The organism is Methylobacterium sp. NPDC080182, assembly GCF_050281105.1.
Classification (GTDB): domain Bacteria; phylum Pseudomonadota; class Alphaproteobacteria; order Rhizobiales; family Beijerinckiaceae; genus Methylobacterium.
Map to the genome: position 1 here is coordinate 146,563 of NZ_JBNNWO010000007.1, position 20,375 is coordinate 166,937.

20 protein-coding genes are annotated in these 20,375 nt (G+C 72.1%); 9 read left to right on the plus strand and 11 right to left on the minus strand.

Going from position 1 to position 20,375, the window contains the following annotated elements; translation table 11 throughout:
- Positions 1-40: 40 nt before the first annotated feature.
- The gene (locus tag ACQKQD_RS14295) at positions 41-1,711 is read right to left on the minus strand and encodes a DHA2 family efflux MFS transporter permease subunit (RefSeq protein ID WP_427508730.1); all 1,671 of its coding nucleotides are present in this window, start codon (positions 1,709-1,711) and stop codon (positions 41-43) included.
- Between the two features lie 5 nt (positions 1,712-1,716).
- Complete coding sequence (locus tag ACQKQD_RS14300) at positions 1,717-2,994, minus strand: HlyD family secretion protein (RefSeq protein WP_427508662.1); 1,278 nt, start codon at positions 2,992-2,994, stop codon at positions 1,717-1,719.
- Positions 2,995-3,188: 194 nt separating this feature from the next.
- On the opposite strand from ACQKQD_RS14300, the gene ACQKQD_RS14305 reads away from it, so the two are divergent.
- On the plus strand, positions 3,189-3,851 hold the full coding sequence (locus tag ACQKQD_RS14305) for an HdeD family acid-resistance protein (protein WP_427508663.1): 663 nt from the start codon (positions 3,189-3,191) through the stop codon (positions 3,849-3,851).
- 160 nt (positions 3,852-4,011) lie between these two features.
- Positions 4,012-6,471: a PBP1A family penicillin-binding protein gene (locus ACQKQD_RS14310; RefSeq protein WP_427508664.1), complete on the plus strand. Its 2,460-nt coding sequence runs from the start codon at positions 4,012-4,014 to the stop codon at positions 6,469-6,471.
- 4 nt (positions 6,472-6,475) lie between these two features.
- Here ACQKQD_RS14310 and ACQKQD_RS14315 read toward each other — a convergent pair whose 3' ends face one another.
- The gene (locus ACQKQD_RS14315) at positions 6,476-6,904 is read right to left on the minus strand and encodes a DUF1810 domain-containing protein (RefSeq protein WP_427508665.1); all 429 of its coding nucleotides are present in this window, start codon (positions 6,902-6,904) and stop codon (positions 6,476-6,478) included.
- A gap of 114 nt (positions 6,905-7,018) precedes the next feature.
- Here ACQKQD_RS14315 and ACQKQD_RS14320 point away from each other — a divergent pair, with 114 nt between their 5' ends.
- The gene (locus tag ACQKQD_RS14320) at positions 7,019-7,399 is read left to right on the plus strand and encodes a hypothetical protein (RefSeq protein WP_427508666.1); all 381 of its coding nucleotides are present in this window, start codon (positions 7,019-7,021) and stop codon (positions 7,397-7,399) included.
- Here ACQKQD_RS14320 and ACQKQD_RS14325 read toward each other — a convergent pair.
- Positions 7,386-7,655 carry a hypothetical protein gene (locus ACQKQD_RS14325; RefSeq protein WP_427508667.1) on the minus strand — a complete coding sequence of 90 codons (270 nt, stop codon included), beginning with the start codon at positions 7,653-7,655 and terminating at the stop codon, positions 7,386-7,388. The genes ACQKQD_RS14320 and ACQKQD_RS14325 overlap by 14 nt on opposite strands.
- 206 nt (positions 7,656-7,861) lie before the next feature.
- Here ACQKQD_RS14325 and ACQKQD_RS14330 point away from each other — a divergent pair, with 206 nt between their 5' ends.
- Both ACQKQD_RS14330 and pcaD read left to right on the plus strand, forming a co-directional pair.
- On the plus strand, positions 7,862-8,134 hold the full coding sequence (locus tag ACQKQD_RS14330) for a DUF2061 domain-containing protein (RefSeq protein WP_427508668.1): 273 nt from the start codon (positions 7,862-7,864) through the stop codon (positions 8,132-8,134).
- An 89-nt stretch (positions 8,135-8,223) separates the two neighbouring features.
- Entirely contained in the window at positions 8,224-9,021 is a 798-nt protein-coding gene (pcaD, locus tag ACQKQD_RS14335; protein WP_427508669.1) for a 3-oxoadipate enol-lactonase, read from the plus strand.
- A 57-nt stretch (positions 9,022-9,078) separates the two neighbouring features.
- Here the strand turns inward: pcaD and ACQKQD_RS14340 are convergent, their stop codons facing one another.
- The 7 genes from ACQKQD_RS14340 to ACQKQD_RS14370 all read right to left on the minus strand — a co-directional run bounded on the left by ACQKQD_RS14340 (position 9,079) and on the right by ACQKQD_RS14370 (position 15,447).
- Complete coding sequence (locus ACQKQD_RS14340) at positions 9,079-9,393, minus strand: hypothetical protein (protein WP_427508670.1); 315 nt, start codon at positions 9,391-9,393, stop codon at positions 9,079-9,081.
- Positions 9,394-9,731: 338 nt separating this feature from the next.
- Positions 9,732-10,145, minus strand: coding sequence for a histidine kinase (locus ACQKQD_RS14345; protein WP_042675620.1), 414 nt, complete (start codon positions 10,143-10,145; stop codon positions 9,732-9,734).
- A gap of 194 nt (positions 10,146-10,339) precedes the next feature.
- A complete protein-coding gene (locus ACQKQD_RS14350) occupies positions 10,340-10,585 on the minus strand; it encodes a hypothetical protein (protein WP_042675621.1) in 246 nt (81 codons plus the stop codon).
- 98 nt (positions 10,586-10,683) lie between these two features.
- Positions 10,684-12,303, minus strand: coding sequence for an ABC transporter substrate-binding protein (locus ACQKQD_RS14355; RefSeq protein ID WP_427508671.1), 1,620 nt, complete (start codon positions 12,301-12,303; stop codon positions 10,684-10,686).
- Between the two features lie 153 nt (positions 12,304-12,456).
- Entirely contained in the window at positions 12,457-13,518 is a 1,062-nt protein-coding gene (locus tag ACQKQD_RS14360) for an MBL fold metallo-hydrolase (protein ID WP_020092592.1), read from the minus strand.
- Between the two features lie 141 nt (positions 13,519-13,659).
- Positions 13,660-13,896 (minus strand): DUF6894 family protein, encoded by a 237-nt coding sequence (locus ACQKQD_RS14365; protein WP_427508672.1) that lies wholly within the window; start codon positions 13,894-13,896, stop codon positions 13,660-13,662.
- A gap of 294 nt (positions 13,897-14,190) precedes the next feature.
- On the minus strand, positions 14,191-15,447 hold the full coding sequence (locus tag ACQKQD_RS14370; RefSeq protein WP_427508731.1) for a transglycosylase SLT domain-containing protein: 1,257 nt from the start codon (positions 15,445-15,447) through the stop codon (positions 14,191-14,193).
- 350 nt (positions 15,448-15,797) lie between these two features.
- On the opposite strand from ACQKQD_RS14370, the gene ACQKQD_RS14375 reads away from it, so the two are divergent.
- From ACQKQD_RS14375 to ACQKQD_RS14390, 4 genes are read left to right on the plus strand one after another with little or no spacing between them, the layout of a single operon-like run.
- Positions 15,798-16,988 (plus strand): inositol-3-phosphate synthase, encoded by a 1,191-nt coding sequence (locus ACQKQD_RS14375; RefSeq protein WP_020092589.1) that lies wholly within the window; start codon positions 15,798-15,800, stop codon positions 16,986-16,988.
- 40 nt (positions 16,989-17,028) lie between these two features.
- A complete protein-coding gene (locus ACQKQD_RS14380; RefSeq protein ID WP_427508673.1) occupies positions 17,029-17,958 on the plus strand; it encodes a hypothetical protein in 930 nt (309 codons plus the stop codon).
- A 44-nt stretch (positions 17,959-18,002) separates the two neighbouring features.
- Positions 18,003-19,184 (plus strand): class I SAM-dependent methyltransferase, encoded by a 1,182-nt coding sequence (locus ACQKQD_RS14385; RefSeq protein ID WP_427508674.1) that lies wholly within the window; start codon positions 18,003-18,005, stop codon positions 19,182-19,184.
- The gene (locus tag ACQKQD_RS14390; protein WP_427508675.1) at positions 19,184-20,179 is read left to right on the plus strand and encodes a Gfo/Idh/MocA family protein; all 996 of its coding nucleotides are present in this window, start codon (positions 19,184-19,186) and stop codon (positions 20,177-20,179) included. The genes ACQKQD_RS14385 and ACQKQD_RS14390 overlap by 1 nt, the downstream gene beginning before the upstream one ends.
- The last annotated feature ends 196 nt before the right edge of the window (positions 20,180-20,375 follow it).

The window sequence follows — 20,375 nt, forward strand, 5'->3', positions numbered from 1 at the left end:
GGCGTCCGGCGTCCGGGCACTGCCCCGGCCGCGACCGCCCTCAGTGCCCCCCGGCCGGCGCCCCGCCGCCGAGCTTGACGCTCTTCAGGCTCAGGGCCAGCGGGACCGCGCAGGCGGCGACGAGGCCGAGCACCCAGAACACGTCGATATAGGCCCAGTAGGCCACCTGCGTGCTGAGCACGCTCCCGATCCACGCCGTCGCCTGATTCTGGGCCTCGACGCCGGCGTAGCCGTGCTCGGAGAAGTACTGCGTCGCCTGCCGCATGGTCTCCTGGTAGGCCGGCGCGGCCGGGTTGACGCTCTCCACCAGGCGGCTCTGATGGAACTGGCTCCGGTAGGCCAGGATATTCTGCGCCAGCGAGACGCCCATCGAGCCGCCGACGTTGCGGGCGACGTTGATCAGCGCCGAGGCCTGATCGGTCTGGTCCTTGCGGATCCCCTCGTACGAGGCCGAGGTGATCGACAGGAACACCATCGGCAGGCCGATACCGATATAGACCCGCGACCACGCGAAGAACGCGAAGGTCGTGCTGCCGTCGATCCGCGTCAGGTCGTACATGCCCAGCGCCACGATGGTCATGCCGGTGGCGATCAGCCATTTCGGCTGGACGTAGGACGAGACCCGGCCGGTGAGGAACATCATCACCACCGTGACGATGCCGCCCGGGCCGAGGACGAGGCCCGACAGGGTGGCGGTGTAGCCGTAATATTCCTGCGTGATCTGCGGGATGAACTGCGTGGTCGCGATCAGGATCGCTCCGGTGAACATCATCACCAGGAAGCACGAGCCGAACTGCCGGTTGCCGATGAGGCGGAGATCGACGGCCGGGTTCTCCCGGGTCAGCAGCCACGGGATCATGGCGATGAACGAGACGACCATCAGCACGCCGGAGACGTTCATCAGCGTCGAGGTGCCGAACCAGTCCTTCCGCTGGCCCTCGTCGAGGATCACCTCCAGCGAGCCGAGGAACAGGGCGACCAGCACGAAGCCGACGATGTCGAAGCGGATGCCCTTGCGCACCAGGGCGCGGCGCTCCTTCTTGGCCGCGTCGCTGTCCTCGATCAGCCAGTACATCAGCCCGAGGGCGATGACCCCCACCGGCCCGTTGATCAGGAAGCACCAGTGCCAGGAGGCGTTGTCGGAGAGCCAGCCGCCGAGCGTCGGGCCGATCACCGGCGCCACCACGATGGCGACCCCGTAGAGCGCGAAGGCCTGGCCGCGCTTCTCCGGCGGGAAGGAATCCGCCAGGATCGACTGCGCGAGCGGCGCCATGCCGCCGCCGCCGAGCCCCTGCAGCACCCGGAACAGCAGCAGCGATTCGAGGCTCCAGGCGAAGCCGCACAGGATCGACGAGATGGTGAACAGGCCCACCGACCACATGAAGAACGCCTTGCGGCCGTAGCGCTTGGCCAGGAAGCTCGACGCCGTCAGCGTGATCGCGTTGGCCACGAGGTAGCTTGTCACCACCCAGGCCGCCTCGTCCGGACCGACCGCGAGGCCGCCCGAGATGTAGCGCAGGGCCACGTTGGCGATGGTGGTGTCGAGCACCTCCATGAAGGTCGCCAGCGCGACCACGCCGGCGATCAGCCACGGATTGTGGCCGCCCGGCGCCTTCCCGGACGCGGACCTGCCGCCCGCCGCCTTGCCGCCTGCCGCCTTGCCCGCACCCGGCCTGCGCCCGGGCGCGGCCGCGCTCCCCCGGCCGGCCACGTTGCTCACCGCACCGTGACGGTCGGGACGATCGACATGCCCGGGCCGATCGACACGTCCGTCGGCCAAGTCTTGACCACGATCTTGACCGGGATGCGCTGGGTCACCTTCACGTAGTTGCCGGTGGCGTTCTGCGCCGGCAGCAGGCTGAAGGCCGTGCCCGAGCCCGGCTGCACCGAGGCCACCGTGCCCTGGATCTTGCGGCCGGGATACGCGTCGATCTCGATGTCGACCGGCTGGCCCGGCCGCATGTCGGTGATCTGCGTCTCCTTGAAGTTCGCCGTCACCCAGATATCGTCGGGCACGAACATCGCCAGGGTCTGGCCGGCCTGGGCGAGCTGGCCGACGCCGCCGGTGAGCCGCACGACGCGGCCGGCCTGCACGGCGCGGACCGTCGTGTAGCCGAGGTTCAGCTCGGCCTGCTCGACCTGCGCCCGGTCGCGGCCGAGCTGCGCCTGGGTCGAGGCCTTCTGGGCCTGGAGCGAGCCGACCTGCTTCTGCGCGGCGACCACGCTGGCATTGGCGCTCTGGACCGCCGCCTGCCGCTGCTGCAGCGTCGAGGTCGCCGACTGCGACTGCTGGACCGAGCCGGAGCCGCGCTCGGCGAGGTCCTTGTAGCGGGCCGCGTCCTCCTGGGCGAACTTCAGCGCCGCCTCGGCGGTGGCGACCTGCGCCTTGGACACCTCGATGTTGGCGTACTGCGCCTGGATCTGCGCGTCGATGTTCTTGATGCCGGCCTCGTCGGCGGCGACCTGCGCCTTCGCCTGGTCGAGGGCGATGTCGTAGTCGCGCTGGAAGACCTGGAAGAGGATCTGGCCGGCCCCGACGTGCTGGTTGTCGGTGACCGGCACGTCCACGAGGTAGCCGCCGACCTTCGGCTGGATCGAGATGCTGCGCGCGTCGACGAAGGCGTCGTCGGTGCTCTCGTAGGGGTGCATGTAGAGCAGCCAGTAGAAGAACACGCCGACGCAGAGCGCGACGACCGCGAGCCCGCCGAGCAGGAACGCGAGCGGGTGGCGCCGCAGGACGTTGGGGCGCCGCGCCTCGTCCCCGTCGTCGTCGGAATCCGCCGCGTCGTCGTCGGCCTGCCTGTCCTGCGCCTCGGGCGCGCCGTCGGCCTCGTCCGCGCCGGGCTTGCGCGCGGTGTCCCGGTCGGACTCGCGGTCCGCGGCCGGCGCGGCGCGGTTGAGATCGAGCACGTCGCGCTCGCGCGCGACGGCCCGGCCGTCGGCCGGCCGCGGGCGCGCCTCGTCCTCGGAGAGGTGCCGCTGATCGTCGAACATGGAAAGTCGTCGCCCGATGGGCCGGCCACCCGGGGGTGACCGGGCTTGTCGCATCGCCCGCCTCAGGCAGCAAAAGCCGGCCGCAGGCCCAAGGTTCCACGCGCGTATCAGCCCGCCTAGGAACGCATGCCGCACTGCGGCGTTCTGCGCCCGGAACCTTTGCCGTTCCCGGCCTCAAGGCCCAGGAGTTCGCCATGACCAGCAGCCCATCCCCGACGCCGAACCGCCCCGGTTCCGGCTCCGCGACCACCCCCTCCGGCATCCCGCTCGTCGGCGCGGCGCGCCTCGACGCCATGAGTGCGGCCCTGGCGCGGAACTGGTGGCTCGTCGCCCTGCGCGGCGTCATCGCGGTCCTGTTCGGGGCGATCGCGTTCATCGCGCCGGGCGCCTTCGTGCTGTCCCTGGTCCTGTTCTTCGCCGCCTACATGCTCGTCGACGGCGTCGTCGCCGTCGTCGGCGCGGTCCGGGCCGCGCAGCGCCACGAGCGCTGGGGCTTTTTGCTGGTCGAGGGCCTCGTCGACATCGTGGTGGGCGTCGCCGCGGTGCTGGTGCCGGCCGCGGCCGTCTGGGCGTTCGTGCTGCTGCTCGCCGCGTGGGCGCTGGTCACCGGCGGCCTGATGATCGCCGCCGCCTTCCGCCTGCACCTCCATTACGGGCGCTGGTGGCTGGGCCTCGGCGGCGTCGTGTCGATCCTGTTCGGCCTCGCGCTGCTCATCAACCCGGGCATGTCGGCCCTGGTGCTGACGTGGTGGATCGGCTCCTATACCTTCGCCTTCGGCATCCTCCTGCTGATCCTGGCCTTCAAGCTGCGCGCCCAGCACGGCGCCGTCGGTCCGGGAGCGCCGCTCGGCCGGTGAGCCGGCCGGGACCGGATCGGGCCCCGTGGCCCGATCCACACGGTGGCGGCGCGATCGACGCGCCGCCCGTCCCGCGACCCAACGGCTGCGGGACACCGCGACGGATGCGGCTTAGAAGGCTCGGTCGGCCGGATCGGCCGGTCCCGGAACACGCACCACGATGACGCCCGACGCGCCGGAACGCGCCCCGGCCGACGGGCCGAAACCGCCGAAGCCGGACCCTGCCGCCGACGCCCCGGACCCGCGGCTCGCCGCCCGGGAGGCCGGGCGGGCCGCGCGCGACCTCGCGCGCCATCTCCGGACCCTCCTTGCCGCGGCCGGGCTCGGCCTCGCGCGGACCGGCCGGGCCCTGTCGGCCCGCGCGGCGGAGCGCGCGGCGCGGGCGCGACGGGCACCGGCGGAGCGCCCGCCCGCCGTCGAGGAGACGGACGCGCGCGCCCTGAACCGGCGTTCCCGGCCGATCCTCGGCCGCCGGCACCCGGCCCTGCTCGCCGCCGCCCTGGTGGTCCTGCTGCCGGCCCTGGCGCTGGCGATCTACCTGTTCGCGGCCTTCGTGAGCCTGCCGCCGCTGGGCGGCGCCGTGGTCGAGACCGGCCAGCGGGCGATCACCGTCGAGGCCGACGACGGCCGGGTCTTCGCCACCCGCGGCAGCTTCCGCGGCCAGAAGCTCACCGCGGCCGACCTGCCGCCGCACCTCGCCCAGGCGATCGTGGCGATCGAGGACCGCCGCTTCTACAGCCACTGGGGCATCGACCTGCGCGGCCTCGCCCGGGCGGCGTGGCGCAATCTCCGCGGCGGCGGCGTGCGCGAGGGCGGCTCGACCATCACCCAGCAATATGTCCGCCTGACCTCCCTCAACCAAGAGAAGACGCTCTGGCGGAAGGTGCAGGAAGCCTTTCTGGCGCTGCGGGTCGAGTCGACCATGAGCAAGGACGCGATCCTGCTCGGCTACCTCGACTCCGCGTATTTCGGCGCCGGCGCCTACGGGGCGGACGCGGCGGCGCGGCGCTACTTCGGCAAGCCCGCCAAGGCGCTGAACCTGCCGGAATCGGCGATGCTGGCCGGTCTGGTGCGGGCGCCCTCGCAGCTCGCCCCGACCCGCAACCTCGGGGGCGCCAAGGAGCGCGCCGACGTGGTGCTCCAGGCCATGGTCGAGACCGGCGCGATCTCGCAGGCCGAGGCCGACGCCGCGCGCAAGCAGAGCGTGACCCTGAAATCGCCCCCCGAGGCGCCGCCCGGCACCAACTACTTTCTCGACATGATCGCGGGCGACGTGAAGCGCCTCGCCGGCACCGACGGCGACATGACGGTGCGCTCGACCCTCAACCTCGACCTGCAGAGCCTCGCCGAGGGCGTCGTGGCCCGCCGCCTCGACAAGGACGGCGCCCGCCGCAAGGTCGGCCAGGCCGCCATGGTGGTGCTGTCGAAGGAGGGCGCGATCCTCGCCATGGTCGGCGGCCGCGACTACGAGGACAGCCAGTTCAACCGCGCCGTCCAGGCCAAGCGCCAGCCCGGCTCCCTGTTCAAGCTCCTCGCCTACCTGACGGCCTACGAGAAGGGCTACACGCCGGAATCCGTGATGGTCGACCGCCCGGTCCAGATCGGCGACTGGCAGCCCGAGAACGACGACGGCCGCTACCGGGGGCCCGTGCCCCTGCGGACCGCCTTCGCGCTCTCGATCAACACCGTGGCGGCCCAGCTCGGGCAGGATGTCGGCATCCCGGCGGTGATCGCCACCGCCCGCAAGCTCGGGATCCAGTCGGACCTGCCCAACGTGCCGAGCCTCGTCCTCGGCTCGGGCGCCGTGAGCCTCCTGGAGATGACCCGCGCCTACGGCTCGGTCCTGTCCGGGCGCACCCCGCTCCAGTCCTACGGCATCCAGGCGATCCGCGGAGCCGCGCCGCAGCCGCTCTACGTCCGCGCCGACGCGGCCCCGGGCCCGATGCTGGCGCAGGAGCCGCGCACCATGATGCTCGACTCGCTGCAGGCGGTGGTGGAATCCGGCACCGGCCGCGCCGCGCGGGTGCCCGGCCAGATCATCGGCGGCAAGACCGGCACGAGCCAGGATTTCCGCGACGCGTGGTTCGTCGGCATGACCCCCGACCTCGTGGTCGGGATCTGGGTCGGCAACGACGACGACAGCCCGATGAACCGCATGTTCGGCGGCGAGATGCCGGCCGGGATCTTCCACGACTTCGTCCAGCGGGCCGCCGAGAAGCTCGCGAAGGGCAAGGCCCGCCCCTCGGCGGAGCGGGCCGAGCCGGCCCGGGCCGCCGCCGCGCCCGCGGCCGAACCTGTCGCGGCCGGCGAGGTCCGCGGCGTGCCGGAGGTGATCGATACCGGCACCCTCAACCTGCGCGGGCGGGTCGTGCGCCTCCTCGGCGTGGTCGGCGAGCGCGGCCATCTCGCCCGCCAGCTCGCCAGCTACCTGCGCCGCCGCGAGGTGGTCTGCACCGGCCTGTCCGACGGGGCCACGGCCCGCTGCCGCATCGAGGGCGACGACCTCGCCGGGCTGATCCTGGCCGCGGGCGGCGCCCGCGCCTCCGAGGACGCCCCGCCGGACCTCCTGGGCGCGGAGGAGCAGGCGCGCGCCGAGCGGGTCGGCCTGTGGGGCCGGTGAGGCGCTAGCCTGCCCCGAGCTTCGCCAGCGTCCGCGGGTCGGGGGCGCCGTCGAAGTAGCGCGCCAGCGCGTCGGCGAAGATCGGCTCCTCCGGCACGGCGCGCGCGAAGAGCGTCATGCTGGAGCGGAACTTCAGATCGTCGGGCGAGCCGAAGATCGCGTGGGCCGAGCGCCCGGCGACGGCGTTGACGGCCGCCGTGCAGGCGCGCAGGCGCCCGCCGAGCACCGGGTGCGCCGCGTAGGCCTGCGCCTCCGCGAGAGACCCGATGGCGTAGCGCTGCGCCATCGGGCTCGCGCCGAGCCCGGCGATCTGCGGGAAGACGAACCACATCCAGTGGCTGCGCTTGTCGCCGGCCTGCAACTCCGCCAGGACGCGCCCGTAGACGCCCTCCTGCGCGGCGACGAAGCGGCCGAGGTCGTAGGTGTCGCTCATGCACGGCTCCGTAGTTCCGGTCCCGCACCGTCAACCGCGCGGCGCCCGCCGGGGATGCAGGCGCGGGTCCGGAGTGCCGCTGACGCCGCGCCGGGATTGGTGTAAGCGCCGCCCATGCTCGGAACGCTCGTCGCCTTCATGGTCGCGAACCCGGCGATGAGCCACGCCCTGACGGCGATCCCCGAGACCGCCGGGGTGGCGGCCGTTCTGATCCTGCTGCGCAGCCCCCGACCGGAAGGTGTCGCGGCGCTCGTGGTCTCGACCTACTATTACGGCCGCGAGGCCGGGCAGCGGGAACACGTCCTCAAACACGCGGGCTGGGACGCCGTTCAGGCGCATCTCGGCGCCGAGTTCCTGTACGGCTGGTCCCTGCCGAATCTGCAGCAGTGGGTCGCGCCGACCTGCGCGGCCTGGGCGGTCGCGGCCGCGATCTATCTGGTCCGGTCGCGGATGGCGCGGGCGGCTCCGCCGGGTGCCCGGCTCAGGCGCGGGTGAACGGTCCGTCCGACGGCCCGATCTCGCTCCGGTCTCCGAGGAGCCGCCGGCCCGAGGCGATGATCTGGACCGTCTCGCGGCTGGAGCACTGGCGCCGCGCCAGGGCCTCCAGGTCGCGCAGGTAGTCGATCACGGGACCACGCTGCTTGTCGGCTCGGCCGATCACCGGCTCGACCTTGGCGGTCACGAGGCCGCCGACCCTGTCCCAGAACTCCGCCGGTCGGATCGCGGCGTCGCCCATCGCAGGCTCGTGCATCCCCGGTCTCCTCTGTGCTCGCACCACTCTTGTCGAGCGTTTCGGCCGCCGGCGCATTGACCCATGTTGAAGACGCTCCTCCGGAGCGCGGGGCTCGCGGCATCGTCATCCGCGCGCCGGGCGATCCGGCGGGGCAGCATCCGGTGCGCCGCCCCATAATGGACCGCGCCACCGCGCGCGTTTCGGATCGACCGCAGGGAGCCCGCATGCCCGCCGACGACGTCCCAACCCGCGATGCCCGCGCACCCGAGCCCGCACGGACGCGCGCTCCCCCGGCCGGGGAGAGCCGGCTCCGCTCGATCGCCAAGGCCGTGAGCTGGCGCGTCGTCGGGAGCCTCGACACGCTGCTGCTGTCCTATCTGTTCACCGGCAGCGTGCTGGTCGCCGGATCGATCGCCTCGACCGAAACCGTGACCAAGACCGTGCTGTACTACCTTCACGAGCGCGGCTGGGGTCTGATTCCCCTCGGTCGCACCTGAAATCCGTCGGGGAGGCCGCGTTGCCCGCCAGCTCCGCCCCGCCGCCCGGCGGCGTGACATCCTCGAGAGTTCGAACCGGAGAGAGCCGCATGCCGCAGATCACCGTCGGAGGACTCGGCCTCCGCTACCACCTCGAGGGCCCTGAGGACGCCCCGGTCGTCGCTTTCTCGAACTCGCTGGGGGCGACCCTGGAGATGTGGGACGCGCTGGTGCCCGCGCTGACGGGGCGTTACCGGACGCTGCGCTACGACACGCGCGGCCACGGCGGGTCGGAGACGCGCGACCGGCCGGTCGCGATCGCGGATCTGGCCGGCGATCTCGCGGGCCTTCTGGACGCCCTCGGCATCGGACGCGCCCATCTCGTCGGCCTCTCGCTCGGCGGGATGACCGTGCAGGCGCTGGCGAGCGCCGATCCCGGACGCGCGCTCAGCGCCACCCTGATGGCGACGGCGGCCTTCCTGCCGAGCCTGCAGAGCTGGGACGAGCGCGCCGCGACCGTGCGCGCCCAGGGGACGGCGGCCGTGGTCGAGGCGACGCTGGGGCGCTGGTTCACGCCGGGTTTCGCGGAGCGCGCCCCCGAGACGGTGCGGGCTGTCCGCGAGCGATTCCTGGCCTGCGATCCGGCCGGCTACGCGGTGTGCTGCGGGGCGATCGGGCGCATGGATCTCCGTCCCGCGCTCGGAGCCATCACCGCGCCCACCCTGGTGATCGCCGGCCGCGACGATCCCTCGACGCCCCCGGCCATGGCCGAGGAGATCTGCGGCGGCATCGCCCAGGCCGAACTCGTCGTGCTGCCCCGGGCGGCGCACCTGCTCGCCGTAGAGCGCGCCGAGGCGGTCGGCGGCTACCTGCGCGCCTTCCTAGACCGCGCCGCGCCGGGCGCGTAGGCGGGCCGCGGCGGCGCCGTCCCGTCAGTCGCCCGAGTGTTCGGGACCGCGGCCGCTTCAGTGGCAGGCGATCCCGACATCGGCGGGCGACATCTCGCGCGCCAGGCGCCGCCCGGTCCGCAGCAGCGCCTGCCCGAGCAGCGACACGGTCAGCGCGTCGCCGTCCTGCTCGGCCAGCCGATAGGCCGCGAGCAGGGCGTCGCCGAGATCGCCGAGCGTTGCCGCCGGCTCCGCGTCCGCGCGCTCCGGCCGGCTCCCGGCAATCCGGTCGCGTCCGTCCGCCGCCGCCGCGCCGTGCGGTCCCTCGGTCAGCGCGACCGGTCTCGCGCGGCGTCTCGCGTTGCCGTCGTCCTCTGGTGAGCCGTTCCGCATCGTCTTGGTCCCTCAACCACCTCGAGGGTGCACCTACAGGTTGCGGACCGTCAACTCCCTCCGGTCGCGCCCGGCGAGCGGTCGAGCGTCGCAGCCGCCGCGGCGGTCGGACGGGATGTCGGACGGGGTGTCGGACGGGGTGTCGGATGTTCCGCAGGCCGCGGGAGCGGCCGGAGCCCGCAGAACAATCGCCGCGATCCACAACTTTTACGTGCAGATCCCATGGATCGGCCCGTCCGGGCGAAGGTTCAGGGTCGCCATGAACGCAGCAAGGCCCCCGCGGTCAGCACCGCGGAGGCCTCGCTCATCCACGCTCCATCAGGAGCGCGCGGACGGTTTTACTTGATGAGGGCCAGGAGAGCCTTGCCGGCCTTGGAGTTCAGCTCCTTGGCGTCGAGGGTGCCGTCGTTGTCCGGGTCGGCCAGCTTGAAGCGCTCGCCGACGGCCGCGAGGTACTCCTTCTTGTCGAGCGTGCCGTCGCTGTCCGGATCGGCCTGCTTCACGCCGGAGGCGCTCAGGCGGCCCTTCAGCTCCTTGGCGTCGAGGGTGCCGTCGGCGTCCTTCTCGAGACGGTCGAAGGTCGCCGAGGCCACCGCCTCCACTTCCTTCATGTCGACGGTGCCGTCGTTGTCGGTGTCGATCATCTTGACGGCGCTCGCCCCGCTCATCGGCTTGGCGAAAGCGGCCGGAGCGGAGAGGCCGCACACCGCGAGGGTGACCGCCGCGAAGCCACTGATGAAACGTGAGGTCATTGCCAGATGCTCCCGAAATTTAATGCTCGATCTTCCTAGTCTCCGACTCACCGTGCCGCAAGTGCGAAATTCGACCCTGTGGGTTGCGTGCTGTCCCGGGTCGCGCTTCGGAGACGCGGCATAGAAAAAGGGGCCGGCGCGAGCCGACCCCCGAAGAGAGCGCACAATCGCCGACAGGCGATTCGCGCGGTGATTCAGTATCCGTAGCCGCGTCGCGTCACCGGGCGGTCGTCGTCGAACCGCTGGCGCCGGTAGAGACGATCCTCGTCATAGGCGCGGTCGCGCCGATACTCTTCGCGGCGGAAGTCGCGATCCCGCTGGGCGCGGGAGCGCAGGTCGACACTCGGCCCGTCGGGACCGATATCGATTCGCTGCGCCGCAGCGGGGACGACGCTCGTCAGGGAGGCGGCCAGGACGGCGCCGGCAAGCAGGGTCTTCATGGGACTCTCCTTCGTGCGTTCGGGGTCCAACCCATCCTCGCGCCGATCGTTCCCGATGTTCTCCCGTTCTTCCCGGAGCCGACACAGATCCGGGCTGATCAGGCCAGCGTCGCCAGGTCCTGAAACCAGTGCTGCGCCTGGACGTAGTTCTTCACCCGCGATGACAGAGCGTGCGGATTGGTGTCGTGAACGACCCAGACCTGCACGGCATCGTCCACGACGATTTCGTGGATGCGCGCGAGCAGCCGGTTCTGCTCGGCCACGTCGAGGCTCGCCTTCACCTTGTCGCAGAGGGCGTCGACCTCGGGGTTGCGGTAGTGGCTCCAGTTCACGCCGTTCGGCGCGATCTGCCGCGAATCGTAGAAGCGCAGGATCGCGTAGAACGGGTCGGAGGTGACGTAGGCGATGTTGCCGGCGCTGACGCCCTTGAGGCTCGGATCCGCGGCGCCCTGGCGCCACGCCGTGTAGGCCACCTCCAGCTCCACGGTCTTGAACGCCACCTGGATGCCGACCTCGGCCCAGCTCTGCTGGACGAACTCGTTGATCGGCAGCGACAGCATCTGCCCGGTGCCGCCGGTCGGGATCAGGACCGTGGCCTTCACGGGGTTCTTCACCGAGTAGCCGGCCTCCTCGACGAGCTTGCGCGCCGCCTCGACGTCGGTCCGGATCTTGAAGCCCGGCTTGCCGAACCACGGGCTCGACTCCTGGACCTGACCGACGGCGGGCTGGGCGAGGCCGCCCATCAGCTCGACGACGCCCGCGCGGTCGATGGCGAGGTTGGCGGCCTTGCGCAGGCGCAGGTCGCGCCAGGGCGAGCCCTCCACCATCGACAGGTGGTAGTTCCAGACATGGGGCGTCTCGTTGCCCACGACCCGCATGCCGGCGGCCTTCAGGCGCGGCACCGCGTCGGGCGCGGGCGTCTCGATCAGGTCGACGCTGCCGGACAGGAGCGCGTTCACCCGGGCGAGGTCCTCGGGCACGCAGGCGAGGGTCAGCTTCGCGAGCTTCGGGACCCGCTTCGGGTTCCAGTAGCCGATGTTCGGCAGCAGCTCGAGGCGCACCCGCGGCACCAGCTGCCCCATCCGGAACGGCCCGGTCCCCGAGGGCTCGAAGGCGAACTTCGCCCAGTCCTTCCCGACCTTCTCGTACTGCGCCGGCGACGAGATCAGGAACCAGAGCATCTGGTAGGGGAACAGGCTGTCGGGCGTCTTGGTGACGACCTGGACGGTCTTGGTGTCGACCTTCCGGTAGCTCGCGACGCCGGGCAGGCGCGGGCGGACCTGGGACGCCTGCCGCTGGTCGAAATGCGGCGCCTCCTTGTTCAGCACCTTGTCGAAGTTCCAGATCACCGCATCGGCATCGAAGGCCGACCCGTCGTGGAAGGCCACGCCCTCCCGCAGGTGGAAGGTCCAGACCTTGGGGTCGGCCGGGTCGGCCTCCCAGGCGGTGGCGAGGCCGGGCACCATCTTGCCCGGCCGGTCGGCGACGTCGAGTTCCCAGGCGACCAGGGGATCGTAGAGGGTCAGTCCGGTGAACTGGTAGCCGCCCGCGCCCCGGTCCGGCTGGCCGGTCGTGAGCGGCAGGTCGGTCATGGAGATGCCGTAGGTCAGGGTGCCGGGGGCCGCGCCCTGCGCGCCGGCGCGGCCCGCCGCCCCCAGCGCCGCCAGGGCGACGCCCCCGGTCATCAGGGATCGGCGTGTCGGCTTGATCGGGTTCATCGTGTCTCTCGGCTGAAGGCGCGGGCGCCGCACGGAACGGCACCTGCCCTCGGGCGCGCGGCGGCGCGGCCCGGGCCTCCACCCCATGCTGCATACAGAATGATGCACGCATCGTGCCCAATGGCCGCCGGCGTTCCCCGGACAGCCTGGGGGTCAGGCCTCCCAGACCTGGCCGGGCCTCAGGGCGACGAAGCGCTCGGCCGGGATGCCGGCCCCGCCGAGGGCCGCCGCCAGCGCCTCGGCGGGGCGCTCGACGCCCTCGTCGGTGAGTTGGAACGTGCCCCAGTGGTGGCCCAGCGCCTGCTCGGCGCCGAGCAGGCCGAAGACCTTCACCGCCTCGGCCGGGTCGACGTGCTGCGCCTGCATGAACCAGCGCGGCTCGTAGGCGCCGATCGGCAGCGTCGCGAGGCGCGGCGGCCCGAACCGCGCCCGCACGTCGGAGAAGAGGGCGCCGTCGCCGAAACCGGTGTCGCCGACATGGTAGTGCACGCCGCGGGGCGAGGTGATCACGAAGGCGCACCACAGCGCCATGCGCCGGTCGTTGACGCCCCGGGCCGACCAGTGGTTCGCGGGCGTCAGGTGGACCTGCAGCCCGTCGCCGAGATCGACCGACTGTCCCCAGTCGCGGGTCTCGACATGCATCGTGTCGTCGTAGCCGCGCAGGATCGTGTCGTTGCCCAGCGGCGCCACGATCAGCGGCTGGTGCGCCTGCCAGAGCCGGGCGAGGCTCGGCCCGTCGAGATGGTCGTAGTGGTTGTGGGTGACCAGGATCGCGTCGATCGGCGGCAGGTCGGCGAAGGCGATGCCCGGCGGGTTGACGCGCTTTGGCCCGGCGAAGCGGACCGGGCTCGCGCGCTTGGCGAAGACCGGGTCGATCAGGATGTTCCGGCCGGCGACCTGCACGAGGTAGCTCGCGTGGCCGATCAGCACGACCCGCAGGCCCTCGACGCGCTCCGGCGGCCGGTCGGCCGGGTAGGGGCTGGGGAAGCTCTTGGGCCAGGGCTCGCGCTGCCGCTTGGCTTGCCAGCGCAGCACGTCGGGGAGCGCCTTGTCGGTGGACTGACCGGGCAGGAAGAACCGCAACCCGTCGAAATGGTCAGAGGTCGGGCCGCGGTAGTACGGGTTCCGGCCGCGCCGGTGCGCGGCGTAGCCGACGCCGCCGAGCGTCATGACCGTGGCCGCACTCGCGACCGTGAGCAGGCTGCGCCGTTTCATGGGTCCGAGATGGCCGGAACCGGGGGCCGGTCAAGCACTGCCGCGGCGCGGCGGGGAGCCTCAGGGCGGCTTCGGCGCCGTCTCAGGGACGTCGCTCAGCGTCGTCTGTAGGGACGCATCAGGCGGCCGGAGCGCGCCGGCTCACTCCACCATCTCGGCAGCGAGGGACAGGCGCGCCCGGTAGACCACCTTGCCGACGCCGTCGCGGACGCAGGCCACGTAATCCTGGCGCTCGACCTCCGGCAGCATGTCGCGGGCGATCGCCGACATGATCCGGGTGACCTTGGCGCGGGCCGCCGGAAGGTCCGGCAGGTCGAATCCGACCTCATCGTGGATCGGCTGGCAGCCGTCGTGCAGGTCGATGAAGTAGCGGGGCATCGGCGCCAAGCATCTCTAAGAGAAGTAGTCTGCCGACAGGATTGGTCTTGCTATGGTTAACAGTGCCTTAAAAGCCGAGCTTTGAGGCCGCTCCACGGTCGGGCGAAAGCCGCTTCCGGCCTCGCTGCGCCGCGCCCGACCCGCCCCGGCGTTTCGGGACGCCGCGGGCCGGCGCGGCCCGGCGCGGGAGTCTTCCGCGGCGGCCGCGGCCGGGAGAGCCGCCCGGCCGGCGGATCCGGCGGCCCGATGCTGCGAGCCGGCCCGCTCAGGCAGGCCGGCGCCGCGATCCGGTTCTCACACGCCGTCCGGCGGCAGCGCCTCCGTCACCTCGACGCGGCGGTTGCCGGCCACCGGAACCGTCTCCTCGGTGGCGGCGACGTCGCTCTGAGCCGGCGCCCTGTCGAGCGCCTCGGCGACCGCCGCCACGCCCTGATAGCGGTTCAGCCGCCGGTCGATCATGCCGTCGATCCGGTCGTGCAGCTCGGACACGGTCAGGCTGCGGCGCTTGCCGCCCGTCTTCTCGGTGAACAGGCCGCGATTGGCCCGCGCCGCGGTGCGGAACTCGCGGCCGGCGACCTCGTCGGGCTTCTCGGAAGAGAGCGACAGGAAGCGCCTGGCGCTCGCGGTGCCGAGGAAATGGGCGAGGTACAGCTCGGTCGTGGTGAGCGCGCGCCCGACCCGGGCCTCGATCCGGTCACGGTCGCGCTTGATCAGCTCGGCCGCCATCAGGGCGGCGACGCGCGGGTCGTTGCGCAGGCCGAGCACCCGGGCGCGCATGCTGCCCGTCACGGTGATCGCGGCGCCCCGGCCCTTCACGGCGGCGGCTTCCTCGGCGAGCCCGTAGCGCGCGCCGTAGTCGCGGATCATCTCCAGCCAGGTGCGGGCAACGAACTGGAACAGGCCCTGCGCCGAAGAGGTCGCGGCCTTCGCCGCGGTGTCGAAGCTCGATTCCTTGTCGGCGAGCGCCATCATGTAGACGGGATCGACGCCGGCCTCGTCGGAGGCCTTGACGATCGTGTCGACCACCTTGCGCGGCACGCTGCGCTCGCCGAACTTGACCGCGTCCTGCTCCTGCGTCACCCGCGGCAGGGCCGCGAGGTCGTCCTGGATCAGGGCCGTGGTGGCGGGCTCCTGCTCCGGCACGAGCAGGCCGTTCCAGGCATCCTTCGCCGGTGCCGATGCCGGTGCCGGTGCGTCTGCCGATGCCGCGGGCGCCTCGGCGGGAACCGCGGGCTCGAACGCGCGTTGAGCGAGTTCCTGAGCGGCGCGCGGGCTGATGTCGACCCGGTCGTGGGCCTGGGCGGCCGGCGCGAAGTAGGCGGGCGCGAAGGCGGCCTGCGGCAGGCCGAAACCGGCGACGAGCCCGAGGGCCAGCGTCCCGGAGATCCGGCCGAGGCCGGTGCGGCGAAGTGACCGGCGCCCTGCGTCGCGCCCGGCCCGCGGCAGCCACGCCACGGCTTCATCCTCGAAATGCCCCGTGCCGGTCAGGGTCTGCGGCACGAGTCGGTTCACGTCGTCGGCGCAACGCGCCGGCTCCGGGAAAACCCCCATCATCGGTCCTCTTCTAGATCGGTCCTTGCGTCCGCCCGGCTCTGACGGCCGGGTTTTTTTCTGGAAGCGGCGGCCCTATCGACGCCGGCCGTGACCAGAATGGGACGGCCCCGTGATCCAAGCGTGGCACGGTCAAGGAAGGGTTAACCCTCCCGCTTAGGGCCCCGTTAACGCCGCCGACCGGCGGCCGACCGGCCGCGCGCGGGACGACGGCGGGGCGATGTTGTCGCATTCGGGTTGGAACGGAGCACCGCCGAGCCAGTTAGGTACGGCCCCGGGGGGGTGAATTTCCGTCCCAGGACGGACCCTTCAAGACGCCACCCGCGTCCGCACAAGGACATCAGTTTCCGATGAGCATGCAGTCCGGTCGCCGCGTCGGTGTCGCCTTCGTTGGCATGGGAGGCGCCGTCGCCACCACCGCCATCGCCGGCATCGAGATGATCAAATCCGGCTCCAACCGTCTCGACGGGCTGCCGCTCGCCGGTCTCTCCGTGGCCGGCATGGCCGACTACAAGGACCTCGTCTTCGGGGGCTGGGACCTGAACGGCGACGACCTCGCCTCCGCGGCGAGCGGGCACGGCGTGCTCTCGAAGGACGACATCGAGAACGGCGCCCAGGTCCTGAAGGGCATCACGCCCTGGCCGGCGGTCGGCAGCGCGAAGTTCTGCAAGAACATCGACGGTCAGAACCGGATCGTCGCCAAGGACCACCGCGAGGCGGTCTCGGTGATCGCCAACGATCTCCGCCGCTTCCAGAAGGAGAGCAACCTCGACGACGTGGTCGTGGTGAACCTCGCCTCCACGGAGCGCTGGCCCGACCTCAACGACCCGACCCTGAACTCCACCGCCGCCTTCGAGAAGGGCCTGGATTCGAGCGACGAGGCGATCTCGCCGGCGATGCTCTACGCCTACGCGGCGATCAAGAGCGGCATCCCCTACGCCAACTTCACCCCGAGCGTCGCCGCCGACGTCCCGGCGCTCCTCGACCTCGCCAAGGAGCTGAACGTCCCGGTGGCCGGCAAGGACGGCAAGACCGGCCAGACCATGATGAAGACGGTGCTGGCCCCCGCCTTCAAGGCGCGCGCCCTCCACGTCGACGGCTGGTTCTCGACCAACATCCTCGGCAACCGCGACGGCCTCGCCCTGAACGATCCGAACTCGCTGCAGTCGAAGCTCAACACCAAGGGCACGGTGCTCGACTCGATCCTCGGCTACCCGGTCGAGGACCACCTCGTGCACATCCACTATTACCGCCCGCGCGGCGACGACAAGGAAGCCTGGGACAACATCGACGTCACCGGCTTCATGGGCCAGCGGATGCAGATCAAGGTGAACTTCCTCTGCAAGGACTCGATCCTGGCCGCGCCGCTCGTCATCGAGATCGCCCGCGTCCTCGATCTCGCGAGCAAGCGCGGCGACGGCGGCGTGCAGGAGCAGCTCTCGACCTTCTTCAAGGCGCCGATGGTCAAGAACGGCCACGGTCCGGAGCACGCCTTCGGCAAGCAGGAGCAGATGCTCCGCGACTGGCTGGGCGTGCACTAGGCTTCGTCAGAACCAGGGGGCGGCCTTTCGGAACGAGACGATGCCAAGCGAGACTGAGCCGCCCCGTTCCGGCGCCGCCGCGCCGGAAGCGCTGCGCGACCTTCTGGTCGAGATGAACGACCTCAAGCGCGTCCGCTCCGCGGGCCGTACGGGCTCGATCGCCGAGCGGCTGTTCGCGCAGGGGTGGGGGCTGCTGACCGGCGGCGCCGCGCCGGACGACGTCGCCCTCGACATCGCGGCCGTCACGCTGGCGGCGACGCGCCTCTGCGACCTCGACGCGGCCTTCCTGACCGCGGCGGGGCTCTCGGATGAGGCCGCCTCCGCGGTGCTGGTGGCGGGGTTCGACGCCGTCACCGGAGAGCTCGATCCGGACCTCCGCGACCGCCTGCGCGCGCGGCTCGCGCCGCGTCCGGCCGGCCGGCCCGGGCCGCTGCCGGGCTTCGTCGGCGCCCTGGCGCAGCAGCCGCGGGCGGGCGTCACCTGCCCCGGCCGCGCCCGGATCCTGCTGGAGCCGCCGGAGAACCACGCCGAGCACTGCCTGATCGTGGCGGTCTACGGCGTCTGCCTCAGCCCGTTCTACCGGGCCGATCCCGGCACCGTGTTCCTGGCCGCGATGGCCCACCACTTCCACAACGCCGCCATGCCGGATGCCGGCTTTACCGGCGAGATGCTGCTCGGCGACCATCTCGGCCCGATCATGGCGACCACCACCGCCTGGGCCCTCGCCGAGCTCGACGCGCCCCTGCGGGCCCAGGTCGAGCGCGCCCGGGCGGTGCTGCCCGACGACGCCACCGCCGAGGGCCGCGCCTTCCACGCGGCCGACTGCATCGACCGCGTCCTCCAGATCGCCCAGCACCTGCGGGGGGCCTCGACCACGATGGGGATGGTGCTCGACGAGTGGGAGCTGGTCCATGCCGGCCCGGTGAAGGGCTTCCACGATCGTGTCCTCGCCGACATGCGCATCCCTTGATCGCCGGACCCGGTCGCCCATCTGCCCGGGCGGCCCCGAGAACCATGATCCCGTTCGAACTCAGATCGCCGGACACCGGCAACCCGCTGAAGGCCGACGGCCCGCACGCCCTGCGCGACGCGGAGACCGGCGCGCGCTGGCCCGTGATCGACGGCATCCCGTACCTGCGGATCAACCGCGCGGCTCTGGTCGAGCGGGTGCTCGCCCATCTCGACGCCGGCGAGCCCGACGAGGCGCTGGCCGCGCTGCTGGTCGATCAGGACGATTGGTGGAACGGGCCGCCGGCCGATCCCGCCGGGATCATCCGCCTGATCAAGACGCGCCGCGAGGCGACCCTCCGCGAGGCGGTCGAGCTCCTCGGCTGGGGGCGCGTCGGCGACTACTTCCTGCACCGCTGGAGCGACCCGACCTTCCTGGCCGGCCTGTCGCTGCTGGAGGCGCACTGGAACGAGCCCGTCTGCGTCTTCGAGTTCGCCTGCGGCATCGGCCACTACCTGCGCGAGTTGCAGCGGCGCGGCTGCAAGGTCGCCGGCGCCGACGTGGTCTTCGCCAAGCTCTGGGTCGCGCGCCACTGGGTCGTGGCCGAGAAGGCGCAGCTCGTCTGCTTCGACGCCGGCTCGCCCCACTGGCCGATCCCTGGGGCGCCGGTCGACCTCGTCGTCTGCAACGACGCCTTCTACTTCCTCGACGACAAGGCGGCGCTCCTCGAGAACCTCCGCCAGAACGCCGGCGACGACGGCTGGCTGGCGCTGAGCCACATCCACAACCGCGACTGCCCGGGCTTCTCGGCCGGCCGCGCGGTGACGGCCGAGGAGATCGCCGAGTTCTTCCCCGACGCCCTGGTCTACGACGACGCGGAGCTGACCCGGGCGCTGGTCGAGGCGCGGGCGCCGGGCCCGCAGGACCCCGCCGCCCTGCGAAGCTGCGAGGCGTTCTCGGTGGTGTGCGGTCCCGGGATGCGACCGGCGCCGCGCGCCCTGCTCGACGGCCTCACCCTGCCGAAGCCCGGCACCGTGCTGCGGCTCAACCCGCTCTACGTGCCCGAGGGCGGCGGTTACGTCATCCGCTGGCCCTCGGAGCGCTACGAGGCGGAGTATGCCCCCCGCGCCACGTACCCGCTGCACTCCCCGGGACCGGAGTCGCTGACCTTCGACGAAGGCCTCGATGCGTCGGAAACGCAGCGCGTGCGCGTGCGCGAGTTCGTCGACCTGCCGGAGCGTTGGTGATGGACGCGGTCGGCTGGGGCATCGTCGGTTACGGCTGGGTCGCCCGCGACTACATGGAGCCCGGCATCCGCGCGGCCGGACACCGGCTGGTGGCGGTCAGCGATCCGAACCCGGAGAGCCGCGCGGCCGCCGAGCGGGCCGGTGCCCGCGTCCACGCCGATCTCGCCGGCCTGATCGCCGAGCCCGCGGTCGAGGCGGTCTACGTGGCGACGCCGAACCACCTGCATCGCGGCGCCGTCGAGGCGCTGGCCGCTGCCGGCAAGGCGATCCTGTGCGAGAAGCCCATGGCGGCGACGCTGAGCGACGCCGAGGCCATCGCGCACGCCGTCGACTCACGGAAGATCTTCTACGGGACGGCCTTCGACCAGCGGCACCACCCGGCCCACCGGACGATCCGCGCGCAGGTCGAGGCCGGCCGGCTCGGCACCGTGACGACCGTACGGATCGTCTACGCCTGCTGGCTCGGTCGCGACTGGTCGGAGGCCGGCCAGCCGAACTGGCGGATCGACGCCGCCCAGGCCGGCGGCGGCGCCCTGATGGACCTCGCCCCGCACGGGCTCGACCTCGTGGACTACCTGCTCGGCGAGCCGATCACCACCATCGCGGCCCTGACTCAGACCAAGGCCCAGGATTACGCGGTCGACGACGGCGCCCTGCTGATCGGGCGGACCGCGGGCGGCGCACTGGCGAGCCTGCACGTCGCCTACAATTGTCCCGACGCGCTGCCCCGCCGCCGCCTGGAAATCGTCGGCACGAAGGGCATGCTCGTCGCCGAGAACACGATGGGCCAGACGGCCGGCGGGTCGCTGACCTTCATCGACGGCGCGACCGGGCGGGCAGAGCCGCTCGCCTTCGACGCGGACAGCTCGCCCTTCACCGAGCAGGTGCGCGCCTTCGGCTCGGCCCTGCGCCGGCCCGAGGAGCGGGCCGCGTACGCGGCGTCCCGGGACCTTCACACGATGCGGCTCGTCGCCCGCGCCTACGGGCAGGGGTAGCGGACACAGGATACGCAAGCCACGGAACCACACCCCGGCATCTCCCACCCACGCCCTCATCCTGAGGTGCCCGCGTCAGCGGGCCTCGAAGGAGGGCTCCAGGGATCGCGCGTCCGGCTGGAGCCCTCCTTCGAGGCCCCCGCTGCGCTTCGGCTCCTCGGGGTGAGGGGATGAATGGGAGGGGGTGCGGCGCACG